General features: G+C 47.2%; 8 protein-coding genes. 7 read left to right on the top strand and 1 reads right to left on the bottom strand.

The features are described from left to right. From DW039_RS12185 to DW039_RS12220, 7 genes are all read left to right on the top strand, one after another. Nucleotides 1-3012 (top strand): SusC/RagA family TonB-linked outer membrane protein (locus DW039_RS12185; RefSeq protein WP_256373166.1); only part of this gene is annotated, 3012 nt, incomplete at its 5' end. A 25-nt stretch (nucleotides 3013-3037) separates the two neighbouring features. After that, nucleotides 3038-4666, top strand: a complete 1629-nt coding sequence (locus tag DW039_RS12190; RefSeq protein ID WP_225982625.1) for a RagB/SusD family nutrient uptake outer membrane protein — start codon at nucleotides 3038-3040, stop codon at nucleotides 4664-4666. Between the two features lie 31 nt (nucleotides 4667-4697). Beyond that, the gene (locus DW039_RS12195; protein ID WP_022402281.1) at nucleotides 4698-5474 is read left to right on the top strand and encodes a hypothetical protein; all 777 of its coding nucleotides are present in this window, start codon (nucleotides 4698-4700) and stop codon (nucleotides 5472-5474) included. A gap of 187 nt (nucleotides 5475-5661) precedes the next feature. Beyond that, nucleotides 5662-6918, top strand: coding sequence for a GTPase HflX (hflX, locus tag DW039_RS12200; RefSeq protein WP_005824258.1), 1257 nt, complete (start codon nucleotides 5662-5664; stop codon nucleotides 6916-6918). Between the two features lie 108 nt (nucleotides 6919-7026). After that, complete coding sequence (locus DW039_RS12205; protein WP_022402282.1) at nucleotides 7027-9018, top strand: DUF4954 family protein; 1992 nt, start codon at nucleotides 7027-7029, stop codon at nucleotides 9016-9018. A gap of 132 nt (nucleotides 9019-9150) precedes the next feature. Beyond that, complete coding sequence (locus DW039_RS12210; protein ID WP_005824254.1) at nucleotides 9151-10791, top strand: fumarate hydratase; 1641 nt, start codon at nucleotides 9151-9153, stop codon at nucleotides 10789-10791. A 371-nt stretch (nucleotides 10792-11162) separates the two neighbouring features. Further along, on the top strand, nucleotides 11163-12320 hold the full coding sequence (locus tag DW039_RS12220) for an acyltransferase (protein ID WP_009037205.1): 1158 nt from the start codon (nucleotides 11163-11165) through the stop codon (nucleotides 12318-12320). 47 nt (nucleotides 12321-12367) lie between these two features. On the opposite strand, the gene DW039_RS12225 is transcribed toward DW039_RS12220, so the two are convergent. Beyond that, entirely contained in the window at nucleotides 12368-14008 is a 1641-nt protein-coding gene (locus tag DW039_RS12225) for an amino acid permease (RefSeq protein WP_044467866.1), read from the bottom strand. Nucleotides 14009-14024: the final 16 nt, after the last annotated feature.

Consider the following 14024-nt stretch of genomic DNA (forward strand, 5'->3'; position numbering starts at 1 on the left):
AGTTCCGCGAAAACTCTGGTAATTTCGTATATTGGTATGCAGACCCAGGAGGTGGCAATAAAATCCAGCGTAAAAGTGGTGATGAAGTCTGATACTGAGATGCTTGATGAGGTAATGGTGGTTGCTTTCGGTACAGCAAAGAAGTCTGCATTTACGGGTTCGGCTAAGGTGGTTGGTACCGAAAAGCTGGAGCAGTCGCAAGTGACGAATGTTACCGATGCTTTGGCAGGTGCTGTGCCGGGTGTGACATTGACTTCCAATGACGGTGCTCCAGGTGCAAAATCATCCATCAAGATTCGTGGTTTTAGTTCTATCAATGCAAAGAATGACCCTCTGATTATTGTGGACGGCGCTCCTTATAGCGGTGATATTAATAATATCAATCCTAACGACGTTGAGTCAATGACAGTATTGAAGGATGCAGCTTCGAATGCACTTTACGGTGCTCGTGGTGCTAATGGTGTAATTATCATCACTACCAAAAGGGCCAATATGTCGGGAGAGGCTAAGGTGACTTTTGATGCTAAGTGGGGTGCTAACACTCGAGCGTTGCAGAAATATGAAGTGATTGACAATCCTGGCATGTACTACGAGATGCATTATCGTGCCATGAACAATTATTATAAGTCAACGGGAATGAATGACCAAGCTGCATGGCTTGAGGCAAACAAGAATCTGTTTGGCTCCAACGGTGGATTGGGATACAATGTATATACAGTTCCCGATGGGCAATTCCTCATCGGTCAGAACGGTAAACTTAATCCCAACGCCACATTGGGTAGAGTTGTGAATTATAAAGGACGTGACTATCTGCTGACTCCGGATGATTGGGAAGATGTGGGAATGCGTACCGGTCTGCGTCAGGAATACAACTTCTCGGTGAGCGCAGCCAATGAAAAGTCCTCTTTCTATGTTTCTTTAGGTTATCTTGGAAATGAGGGTATCACTGAAGGCTCTGACCTGAAACGTTTGACAGGCCGTTTGAAAGCCGACTATCAGGCAAAGAAGTGGTTGAAGATTGGTGGTAATATGGGATATGCACGTTTTGATTCCAACTCGTTGAGTAACAATGGTACCAGTTCGTCTACCGGTAATATATGGGCGTTTGTTACCCAAATGGCTCCCATCTATCCCGCCTACGTGCGCAATGCTGACGGCAGCATCATGGTGGATAATAATGGTATTGGAATGATGGACTACGGTAGTGGTATCAATGCAGGTATGCAGCGTCCTTTCATTGCTGATGCCAACCCTATTCTAGACAATAAACTAAATACCAGAAACTCTGAAGGAAATGCCATTAACGGCAACGCCTTTGTAGATATAACTCCTATAGAAGGCCTGAAGGTGACATTCAATGGTGCTTTCAACTTGGATGAGACACGTCATAGTTACGTTTACAATCCTTACTATGGGCAGTTCGACTCCACTGGCGGTACAGTGAGTAAGTATCATACACGTACTTACGATTACAACCTGCAACAACTTGTTTCTTATGCCCGTTCGTTTGGCGACAATAACTTCGATATTCTTTTAGGTCACGAATATTATGATTATCGCTACTATGAACTTGGGGCTAGCAAGTCGCAGATGTTCTCTCAAGGCAATAAGGAATTGGATGGTGCCATTATCGACGGACAAGGTGCTTCTTCCTATAAAGAGCGTCGTAACAATGAAGGTTTCTTCGGCCGTTTGCAATACAATTATGACGAACGCATCTTCGGCTCGGCTTCTTTGCGTCGTGATGCTTCCAGCCGTTTCCATCCGGACCATCGCTGGGGTACATTCTGGTCGGTAGGCGGTGCGTGGCTTATCAACAAAGAAAGCTGGTTTGATGCTTCATGGGTGCAGGAACTGAAGCTGAAGGCTTCTATTGGTTCACAAGGTAATGACAATATCGGTGACTTCCTCTATACGGATAGATTTAACATTATCAACTCTAACAACAGCCTTGGTACTTCATTTAAATCTAAGGGCACTAAAGACATCACTTGGGAAACCAACACTAACTTCAATATCGGTGCAGAGTTCCAGTTGTGGAACCGTGTGACCGGTAGTATCGAGTACTACAGACGTAAGACTTCGGATATGTTGTTCTCATTTACCGTGGCTCCATCATTGGGTTATGCTTCCTATATGGACAACGTTGGTAACATGGTCAATAGTGGTGTGGAAATGGACTTCAATGTGAATATCTTCGATACACGTAACTTTACGTGGGATGTGAATGTGAACATTTCAACCTTGAAGAACCGTATTACGATGCTTGATCCTGATAAGTTGATTACTACTGAGTATACAGCTGATGGAAAAGGATATAAGGGCTATTCTAACGGAAGCTTCTTCATTGGTGAGGATTTGTCTATGTTTACATGGCGCTTGAAGGAGTATGCCGGAGTGAATGAAAAGGGTGAGTCTTTGTTCTATAAGAATGTCAAGGACGAGGCCGGCAATATCACCGGACGTGAAACGACTACGAATCATGCTCAGGCTGACTATTACATCACAGAGGAAAGCTCAATACCTAAGGTGTATGGTGGTTTCGGTACCAAACTGAAAGTATATGGCGTGGACTTCGGCATAAACTTCACTTACCAGATTGGTGGTAAGCAATATGATGGTACGTATGCTTACTTTATGTCGTCACCTTATGGTACGGCTGGTTACAACTACCATAAGGATTTGCTGAACTCATGGACTCCTGAGAACACAAATACTAATATCCCTCGTTTCCAGATGAACGACCAATATTCAGGGGCAATGTCTACGCGCTTCTTGACAAATGCGAGCTTCTTGAATATCCAGAATATTAATGTGGGCTACACGTTACTTTCCAAGTGGACAAGAAAGTTGGCCATCAACTCATTGCGCGTGTATATGTCGGCAGAAAATGTTTTCTATTGGTCTAAACGTAAAGGGTTCGACCCACGTCAGTCATACGACGAGACAACCAATGCTACTTTCTATTCACCGATGCGTACCATCTCCGGTGGTGTGTCATTTGAGTTCTAAACCTAATATATAGATTACAATGATTATGAAGAAGAATATATTCAAACTATTTTCGGTTATGGTCGTATCGGCCACGGTATTGACCGGCTGTATAGAAGAGGTTTTTCCCGAAGATTCTACAGCGACCTCCGATCAGATTGGTGCATCGGCAACAGCGATTGAGGCTTCGCTTAATGGCTTGCCATCGCAAATGGTACAAGGCTATCTAGTGTACGGTAAGCAAACACATGAGACCGACCTTGCTTATCCCTCATTGATGTTGGCCCAGACAGAACTGCTGGGTGATGTCGTGGCTACGGATTACGGATATGACTGGTGGTGGCGCTTCAATGCCAATAATGGTATGAACGACACCGGCTATTATTCATATTTGCCTTACTTCACCCTATATAAGTTCGTTAAATCGGCCAATGACGTGATTGCGGCCGTTGATGTGACTGATCCCACAATTACCGATGAAATGCGTGGGCTTGGAAGTATAGCCCATGCTTTCCGTGCATTGGACTATTATACGCTGATGGTACTTTTCGAACCGGTAGAAAACATCTATACCGATTGTAGCAAGGTACTGGGGCTGACGGTGCCCATCGTGACTGAGGCAACAACTAACGACATTGCGAAGAGCAATCCGCGTGCGACCCACGAAGAATTGGTGAATTTCATTCTTGCCGACCTTGACAAGGCAGAGATAGGTTTGGAGTCTTATACACCTGTCAGTAAGAACTTCCCTGACTTGGCGGTCGTATATGGTCTGAAGGCCAAAGTATATATGTGGGATGGTCAGTTTGCTAAAGCTGCCGAGTATGCCCGCAAGGCTATTGATAAGTCGGGAGCAACACCTATGAGCGAATCACAGTGGCATAATCCCACTACCGGTTTCAATACGGCTACTTCTGCATGGATGTGGTACCTTCACCCCACGGCTTCCAATATGGGTAATCTTGCTAATTTCATTGGTCACATTTCCAATGAAGCGGATTGGGGATATGCTTCTTTGTCTAAGCTCCAGATGGCACGTTCACTTTATGACGCGATTCCTGCTACCGATTTCCGCAAATATTCTTACCTTGACCCGGACAGAAGTACTTACGCTTACCAGTCAGTGAGAGGCAATGCATGGCTGGATGAACAACCGGATTATATGTCATTGAAGTTCCGCCCCGTGGGTGGTGACTATAACACTTATTCTGTGGGTGCGGCTGCAGATATTCCCGTGATGCGTGTGGAAGAGATGTATCTCATAGAGGCTGAAGCAGTAGGTGCCAGCCAGAATGTGGCAGCAGGCGTACAGTTGTTGAATAACTTTATGAAGCAGTACCGCCAGAGCAATTACAATTTCAGTACGGGTGATTTGCGTAATTTCCAACTTGAGGTGTTGAAACAGATGCGTATCGAGTTCTGGGGTGAGGGAATCGCATTCCCCACGGCTAAACGTCTGAAACCAGATGTCATTCAGAATTATGAGGGTACCAACTTTATAGAAGATATCTTCAAGATAAACTGTAAAGGTGTGAAGCCCAACTGGACATTGATGATTCCTAAGACCGAGGTCGATTCAAATACTGCCCTTCAGGGAATGAACAATCCGGACCCGTCCGGTGCTATTGCTAAACGTCCTACTCCGATAGGGGAGTTTGCACCGGGTAACAATTAACCAATGAACTAACTTTTAATAGAATTTGTATATGAATAAGATATTCAATAAATTGTTTTTGGGCTTGGCCGTATGCGGTTTGGCTATGACGGCTTGTTCAGACGGTGTGGAGTGGGAGCCTTCTCCGGTTCCTACCGAGGGTGTACAAGCTTATATTTATGCTGATAACACTGATTTGACTTATTATCCGAATGATGAACAGGTTTTTGTGGTCAAAATCGGCCGTCAGAAAACAGATGCGGCTGCATCTATTCACTTGACTACAGATGCGGAGAGCGTAACAGTGCCGACAACGGTTGATTTTGCTGCCGGTGAAGCACTCAAAGAAGTAAAGATTGCGTTTGACATAGCTGTGGGTACTACTGCATCTTATACTATTGCCATTCCTGAAGAAGATTCCTATGTTTATGGTTCACCCAAGGTGACGGTCAATATAAAGCGTGACTATACTTGGCTCAATATAGGTACAGGCTACTATACATCTCAATTATTTGGAGAGGGTTGGGATCAACCTGTGCTGAAGGCTAAAGAGGCTAATATCTATAAGCTGGAAGATTGCATTACGAAAGGATATCCCATCATGTTTACGCTAAGCGATGACAATCAAGAACTGATAGGTTGGGATCCTCAACCTACTGGTTATGACAAGACGGACTATGGTATGCTATACTTTGCAGCAGCAGGTATGGAGCGTAAAGGAAACGTGTTGTCTTTCCCGATGCAGGGCTTGGTAGTACTTGACAGTGGTAAATGGGGAGTACTGTATCAGGGATTCACGGAAACGTTGGAGATGCCGGAAGGGTTCTGATTATTCTGGCAATTAGATAACATGTAATTTGAAATGGCATGTAAGATGAAGTTCGACTTCATTTTACATGCCATTTTTCTATTGTGTCTGTTTTTATTTTATTCCCCTTTTTAAGGCGCTTCCGCCAAAATTATTTATATTTGCTGCCCGAACCAACAATACGTATATATAATAAGGTATAGAAACTATGAAAGAATTTGTAATCTCCGAAGCGCAGGCAGAAACAGCGGTATTGGTAGGTCTTGTCACGAAGACTCAGGATGAGCGTAAGACCAATGAATACCTGGACGAGCTTGCATTCTTGGCTGAGACAGCCGGGGCGGAAGTAGTGAAGCGGTTTACCCAGAAGCTGGATGCAGCGCATTCCGTGACTTATGTCGGCAAGGGCAAGCTGGAAGAAATTAAAGAGTATATCCGGAATGAAGAAGAAGCCGAACGCGAAATCGGCATGGTGATTTTTGATGATGAACTCTCCGCCAAGCAGATACGCAATATAGAAGCTGAACTCAAAATCAAGATACTGGACCGTACGTCCCTGATTCTCGATATCTTTGCCATGCGTGCCCAGACTGCCAATGCAAAAACGCAGGTGGAGCTGGCGCAATACAAGTATATGCTTCCTCGTCTGCAACGTTTGTGGACCCACTTGGAACGCCAGGGTGGTGGCTCCGGTGCCGGTGGAGGTAAAGGTTCCGTGGGACTTCGCGGCCCGGGTGAAACGCAGCTGGAAATGGACCGCCGTATCATCTTGAACCGTATGTCATTGTTGAAGGAGCGCTTGGCTGAGATTGACAAGCAGAAGTCTACCCAGCGGAAGAACCGCGGACGCTTGATTCGTGTGGCATTGGTGGGATATACCAATGTAGGAAAATCCACATTGATGACTTTGCTTTCGAAAAGTGAAGTCTTTGCAGAGAATAAGCTGTTTGCCACGTTGGATACTACGGTGCGTAAGGTGATTATTGAGAACCTGCCGTTCCTGCTATCCGATACGGTGGGCTTTATCCGTAAATTGCCGACGGATTTGGTAGACTCCTTCAAGTCTACTCTGGATGAGGTACGCGAGGCGGACTTGCTGTTGCATATCGTAGACATCTCTCATCCGGATTTTGAAGAACAGATAGAAGTTGTGAACAAGACGTTGGCAGATATCGGTGCCGCCGGTAAGCCCATGATTCTTGTATTCAATAAGATAGACGCTTATACTTATATAGAGAAAGCGGCTGACGACCTTACCCCCAGAACCAAGGAAAACTTGACACTCGAAGAACTGATGAAGACGTGGATGGCTAAGATGGAGGATAACTGCCTCTTTATTTCTGCCCGCGAAAAAATCAATATGGAGGAACTGAAGAGTGTAGTTTATCAGCGTGTGAAGGAATTGCACGTGCAGAAGTACCCCTATAATGACTTTCTTTATCAGACCTACGAAGAAGAAGTTTAATTTTAGTTATGAGTTATAAGTTATGAGTTATTTGCTGGCAGCGGTTTGAATCGGTAGTGCCGGCAAAGGCAATAACTTATAACTCATAACTCATAACTCGTTATAAGGATGAATTACAGAAGACTGACCGAAGATGAAATTCTCCGGTTGAAGAGCCAGTCATGTCTGGCTGATGATTGGGGGAAAGTAACCGTTGCAGAAGAGTTCTCAACGGAATTTGTGCATCATACCCGTTTTTCGGGTGAGGTGTGTTTGGGAGTGTTCCATTCAGAATTTATGTTGCCGGGAGGAATCAGGAAGCATTCCGGTTTGCGGCATGTGACGCTGCATAATGTAACGGTGGGAGATAACTGTTGCATTGAGAATATCCAGAACTACATTGCCAATTATGAAATAGGGCATGACACCTTCATTGAGAATGTGGATATTATTCTGGTAGACGGTGTGTCGAAGTTCGGTAACGGGGTAGAAGTGTCTGTCCTGAATGAGACGGGAGGCCGTGAGGTGCTGATTAATGATAAACTCTCCGCACACCAAGCCTATATTCTGGCGCTTTACCGCCATCGCCCGGAGCTGATTGCACGGATGAAGGAAATCACGGATTTTTATTCCAACAAACATGCTTCTGCTGTAGGAAGCATCGGGAACCATGTAATGATATTGAACACCGGTTCCATAAAGAATGTGCGCATCGGTGATTATTGCCGCATCTGTGGTACATGCCGTCTGTATAACGGAAGCATCAACAGCAACGAGGTGGCGCCGGTACACATCGGGCATGGGGTGATTTGTGATGATTTCATCATCTCTACCGGGTCTCATGTAGATGACGGAGCTATGCTGAGCCGCTGCTTCGTGGGGCAGGCATGCAAGTTGGGACACAACTACTCTGCTTCGGATTCTTTGTTTTTCAGCAACTGCCAGGGAGAGAACGGGGAGGCGTGCGCTATTTTTGCCGGACCTTATACGGTGACACACCATAAATCCACGTTGCTGATTGCCGGTATGTTTTCCTTTATGAATGCCGGTTCGGGGTCCAATCAGAGCAACCATATGTATAAGTTAGGGCCTATCCATCAAGGCACTTTGGAGCGTGGTGCCAAGACGACTTCCGATTCGTACATCTTGTGGCCTGCAAGGGTGGGAGCGTTTTCCTTGGTAATGGGGCGCCATGTCAACCATTCTGATACTTCGAACCTGCCGTTCTCTTACTTGATAGAGCAGAATAATACCACCTACCTTGTACCCGGTGTCAACCTGCGTAGTGTGGGTACCATCCGTGATGCCCAGAAGTGGCCGAAACGTGACGGGCGTACCGACCCGAACAAACTGGATTACATCAACTATAATCTTCTCAGCCCCTACACGGTGCAGAAAATGTTCAAGGGACGGGAAACGTTGCAGAATCTGCGTCATGCCAGTGGCGAGCTTTCGGATATCTATTCTTTCCATAGTGCGAAGATACGTAACTCGGCTTTGGTGAAAGGTATCCGCTTCTATGAAATAGCCATTCATAAGTTCCTCGGAAACTCTGTCATCAAGCGCTTGGAAGGCATTGACTTCCGGAGCAATGAAGAAATACGTGCCCGTTTGAAGCCCGATACTGCCATTGGCAGCGGCGAATGGGTGGATATTTCCGGATTGATAGCCCCAAAGAGTGAGATAGATGCGCTGATAGACGGTATTGAGTCCAGCAAAGTCAATCGCTTGAAGTCTATCAATGCCGAGTTTGAGAAGATGCACAGCAACTACTATACCTACGAATGGACCTGGGCGTATGAGAAGTTGGAAGAGTTCTATGGTATCAAGCCGGAAGGTATGACGGCAGAAGACGTCATACATATTGTCGAAAAATGGAAAGAAGCAGTAGTTGGCCTCGACCGCATGGTGTATGAGGATGCTAAGAAAGAATTTTCACTGGCTTCCATGACGGGCTTTGGAGCTGATGGCTCACGCTTGGAAAAGGAACTCGATTTTGAGCAGGTACGCGGCGACTTTGAAAGCAATCCGTTTGTAATGGCTGTGCTGAAACACATTGAGGTGAAGACGGCGCTGGGCGATGAACTGATAGGGCGGATGCAGCGGGTGTCAGAAAATTAATTATGATTTGTTGCGTTTTTACTCTAATTAAAGAATTATTTCAATAATAGTTTTTACCTTTGCTCGGTAAAGGCGGTTTTGTGCTGCCTTTGCTACCCGAATCACTTTTAAACATTAAATATACGAGTAATTATGGCAACAACACCTCCGTTCAAGTATCAGCCCATGTTCGAGAAGGGGAAAGATACTACTGAGTATTATCTGCTTACAAAAGATTACGTGTCAGTAAGCGAGTTTGAAGGAAAACCTATCCTGAAGATTGAAAAAGAAGGTTTGACGGCAATGGCCAATGCGGCTTTCCGTGATGTATCGTTCATGTTGCGTCGTTCGCACAACGAGCAGGTTGCTAAGATTCTGAGTGACCCCGAAGCAAGCGATAACGATAAATACGTGGCACTCACCTTCCTGCGCAATGCAGAGGTAGCATCCAAGGGGGTACTTCCTTTCTGCCAGGATACGGGTACGGCAATCATCCACGGCGAAAAGGGACAACAAGTATGGACCGGCTACTGTGATGAAGAAGCTCTCTCACTGGGTGTTTACAAGACTTATACCGAAGAGAACCTGCGCTATTCGCAGAATGCTCCCCTCACCATGTACGATGAGGTGAATACGAAGTGCAACCTTCCCGCACAGATTGACATCGAAGCTACGGAAGGTATGGAGTACGAGTTCCTCTGCGTAACCAAGGGTGGTGGCTCTGCCAACAAGACTTATCTCTACCAGGAGACAAAGGCTATCCTCAACCCCGAAACATTGGTTCCCTTCCTTATCTCAAAAATCAAGACTTTGGGTACGGCAGCTTGTCCTCCCTATCACATCGCATTCGTTATCGGCGGTACCTCTGCCGAAAAGAACTTGCTGACTGTGAAACTGGCTTCCACCCACTTCTACGATAACCTACCCACTACCGGCAATGAGTTCGGCCGCGCTTTCCGCGATGTGGAACTGGAGAAGCTGGTACTGGAAGAAGCTCATAAGATTGGCCTCGGTGCCCAGTTCGGCGGCAAGTATCTGGCTCACGACATCCGCATCATCCGCCTGCCGCGTCACGGTGCGTCCTGCCCCGTGGGTCTGGGTGTTTCCTGCTCTGCCGACCGTAACATCAAGTGTAAAATCAATAAAGAAGGTATCTGGATTGAAAAGCTCGACAGCAATCCGGGTGAACTGATTCCCGAAGAACTCCGTAAGGCCGGTGAAGGCGACGTGGTGAAGATTGACTTGAACCAGCCGATGGCCGATATTCTGAAGGAACTGACCAAGTATCCGGTTTCCACCCGTTTGTCTCTGAATGGAACCATTATCGTAGGCCGTGACATCGCACACGCCAAGCTGAAAGAACGTCTGGACCGTGGCGAAGACCTGCCGCAGTACATTAAAGACCATCCCATCTACTACGCCGGTCCTGCCAAGACTCCTCAAGGCATGGCTTGCGGCTCCATGGGCCCGACTACTGCCGGACGTATGGACCCGTATGTAGACCTCTTCCAAAGCCACGGCGGCAGCATGATTATGCTTGCCAAAGGTAACCGCAGCCAGCAAGTGACAGATGCCTGCCAAAAGTATGGCGGTTTCTACCTGGGCTCTATCGGTGGTCCTGCCGCTATCTTGGCACAGAACAACATCAAGAGTATTGAGTGCGTGGAATATCCCGAACTCGGTATGGAAGCTATCTGGAAGATTGAGGTGGAGAACTTCCCTGCATTCATCTTGGTGGACGATAAGGGCAACGACTTCTTCAAGCAACTGAAGCCCTGGAATTGCAGCAAGTAAAACAGAAGCCTTTTAGAAAGGCATAATATAAGGAAAGCCGTAACGGAGAAAATCTTGTTACGGCTTTTTTGTTTTGTAGAGGAAAACAAAGTGTTTCGCGACATAGAACACTCTGTTTCATCAAGCAAAACAAACTGTTCCTTTATGTTGAAACAAATTGTTTCTTCCTATTGAAACAAACTGTTCTTTCATGTTGGAACAAAGTGTTCTTCCCTATTGGAACACTCTGTTCTGCCTTGATAAAACAGATTGTTCTCTATAGGAGAATAAAACTGAAACTCGTTTGTTGTCGTATTTTTGTTACATTCTCCTTTTCATTTCTCGGTTAACTTCTTTATCTTTAGCCCTCCAAACAACCAATTTAATAAAACATGGAACCAACTCTTACACGACAAACTCCGGCACAACACATCGTATGGCTGGATGTGGTACGCCTTGTTGCAATGTTTACAGTAGTTTGCTGCCATTGCACAGACCCTTTTAACTTCTATCCGGGCACATCGCCCGACATTGTTGACATCAAGTTCTGGGGAGCTGTCTACGGTGCGGCGCTCCGTCCTTGCGTACCGCTTTTTGTAATGATTACCGGTGCATTGCTGTTGCCGGTACGGGGTGACGCCTCGGCATTCTACAAGAAACGTATCCCCCGCGTATTCTTTCCTTTCCTCATCTGGTCTGTGATTTACAATCTGTTCCCCTGGATAACGGGACTGCTGGGAGTGGAGCCGAAAGTGATTCTGGATTTCTTCCCTTATTCGGGTGAGGAAGTGATGCGCCAGTCTCTGGCAGTGAGCCTGGGATATATTGCAGAAATGCCTTTTAATTTCTCTCTATTGGATGTACACATGTGGTATATCTATCTGCTGATAGGGCTTTATCTCTATCTTCCGATATTCTCGGCATGGGTGGAGAAGGCCTCGGAACGTGCCAAACTATGGTTTCTTGCAGCATGGGGAGTGACACTGCTGCTGCCTTATTATACCGAGTTTGCCGCTCCGTACCTTTGGGGGACTTGCTCGTGGAACTCGTTCGGTATGCTGTATTACTTTGCCGGTTTTAACGGCTACCTATTGTTGGGCCATTATCTGAGGAACCATAACTGGACGGGCCGGCAACTCTGTGGCATCGGCATTCCCATGTTTGCCATTGGCTATGCCGTAACATTCCTTGGTTTCCGTCGTATGACCTCCTTGCCGGATTTTACGGATGAGATGCTCGAACTCTTCTTCACCTACTGTTCGCTGAATGTAGTAATGATGACCATCCCCGTGTTTATGCTTTGCAAGCGGGCCAATTTCCGTTCGGAGCGCATCAAGAAAGCATTGGCAAACTTGACGCTCTGTGGTTTTGGAGTCTATATGATACACTATTTCTTTACCGGACCGAGCGTAGTCCTGATGCGTGCTATCCATGTTCCTATCTATCTTCAGATACCTTGTGCCGCAGTCGTCGCTTTCTGTACTTCCTGGTTTCTGGTGGCAATGGCATACCGTTGTTTCGGGAAGCGGACCAAGTGGGTGCTGGGGTAGTTTGGATGAAAGATTGTTTATCTTTAAAGGAGGAGATTTAGGGCTTATTATCTCCTCCAGATTCTCCACATATAGTAAGCGCAGTGCGTGAATGCGAAAACAAACGAGATAATCAGCAGCACTTTGCTTTCTCCCCATCCCACAGTCTGTTGGTGCCACAGTCCGGTGATGACACAAAGAACGGCAAGGATAAGTCCAATCATGTTCAAGGTCACCTGCCCGTGGCGGGTGTCGCCTCCATGCTCCAGCTTACTGTGCTTCATGCCGTAGCCCACGTAGATGTCCAGACCGATGAGCATCCACAGCACCAGGCGTATCCATGTATCGGCAGGAAGGAACAACATCATGCAAAGGCAAGTAAGAATACCCAGTATGGGGATAAGTGGAACAAGTGGGGTTTTAAAGGAACGGGGCACGTCAGGCATGGTTCTGCGTACTACCAGTACAGCGGCACAGACCAGCGTGAAGGCCATCAGCGTGCCGATGCTTGTCATCTCCCCGGCCAGCCGTGCGGGTACAAAAGCTGCCAGCAGGCCCACAAGTACCATGAAGAGCAGGTTGCTGCGTGCCGGAGTACGGAACTTTTCGTTGATATGCGAGAAGAAAGGAGGCAGCAGCCCGTCGTGGCTCATGCTCAGGAATACGCGGCTCTGTCCCAGCAGCGTCACCATGATGACGGAGCAATATCCGAACAGAATGGACAGCACGATGGCACGGTTCAGCCAGGGATAGTCCGGCTGGATGATACCTGCAGCATCAGCCTGCCCCATGTGCTCTATGGCTATGGCAACGGGAGCAATGCCTTGCTGTCCGCTGAAGGCGGTGTAGTGTGCCACTCCCGTCATGACGTGGGCAAAAACCATATAGAGCACGGTGCATACCAGCAAGGAGACCAGAATGCCGATAGGCATGTTCCGCTTCGGGTTCTTCGTCTCTTGGGCGGCTGTGCTCACAGCGTCGAACCCGAGGAAGGCGAAGAATACGATGGCCGCCCCTCGCAGGATGCCGGAGAAGCCATATTCGCCCAGCACGCCCGTATTGGCAGGGATGTAAGGTGTATAGTTGTCGGTATTGATGTATTTCCAGCCGAGTATGACAAAAATCAGTATGACGGAAACCTTCAGGAATACAATGAAGCCGTTGAAGATGGAGCTGCCTTCCGTACCCCGTATCAGGAAGAGGCTCATCAGCACGACGATAAGGAAGGCGGGGATATTTACGACTCCACCATCCCAGGGACAGGCGGTGAGGACTTGCGGTAGATGTATGTCCAGTCCCTCGAGAAAGACGACCAGATAGCGGCTCCAACTGATGCTTACCGTGGTTGCGGCTACGGTGTATTCCAATACCAGGTCCCACCCGATAATCCAGGCGATGAGTTCGCCCATCGTGGCATACGAGTAGGTGTATGCGCTGCCGGCTACGGGTATCATGGATGCAAATTCCGCATAACATAGTCCGGCGAAGCAGCATCCCAGTGCGGCAATGGCAAAGGACAGTGTGATGGCCGGTCCCGTATAGCCTGCCGCCACCGTTCCGGTGATGGAGAATAGACCCGCTCCGATGATGACTCCCACGCCCAGGGCAACAAGGCTCCACGGACCAAGTACACGTTTCAATGTTTTCTTTCCGGAGGCATTCGCCTCCGCTTGCAGTGCCTCGAATGGCTTTCTGATGAATAATCCCATTGTGCTTTAATTCTGA

Origin of the sequence: Bacteroides sp. AF39-16AC (assembly GCF_003602735.1) — a bacterium.
Lineage (GTDB): Bacteria > Bacteroidota > Bacteroidia > Bacteroidales > Bacteroidaceae > Bacteroides > Bacteroides uniformis.

What these genes read in the sequence shown, in the direction of transcription:
- DW039_RS12190 (WP_225982625.1), top strand. Translation starts at nt 3,038, where the DNA reads ATGAAGAAGAATATATTCAAACTATTTTCGGTTATGGTCGTATCGGCC.
- DW039_RS12195 (WP_022402281.1), top strand. Translation starts at nt 4,698, where the DNA reads ATGAATAAGATATTCAATAAATTGTTTTTGGGCTTGGCCGTATGCGGT.
- hflX (WP_005824258.1), top strand. Translation starts at nt 5,662, where the DNA reads ATGAAAGAATTTGTAATCTCCGAAGCGCAGGCAGAAACAGCGGTATTG.
- DW039_RS12205 (WP_022402282.1), top strand. Translation starts at nt 7,027, where the DNA reads ATGAATTACAGAAGACTGACCGAAGATGAAATTCTCCGGTTGAAGAGC.
- DW039_RS12210 (WP_005824254.1), top strand. Translation starts at nt 9,151, where the DNA reads ATGGCAACAACACCTCCGTTCAAGTATCAGCCCATGTTCGAGAAGGGG.
- DW039_RS12220 (WP_009037205.1), top strand. Translation starts at nt 11,163, where the DNA reads ATGGAACCAACTCTTACACGACAAACTCCGGCACAACACATCGTATGG.
- DW039_RS12225 (WP_044467866.1), bottom strand. Translation starts at nt 14,008, where the DNA reads ATGGGATTATTCATCAGAAAGCCATTCGAGGCACTGCAAGCGGAGGCG.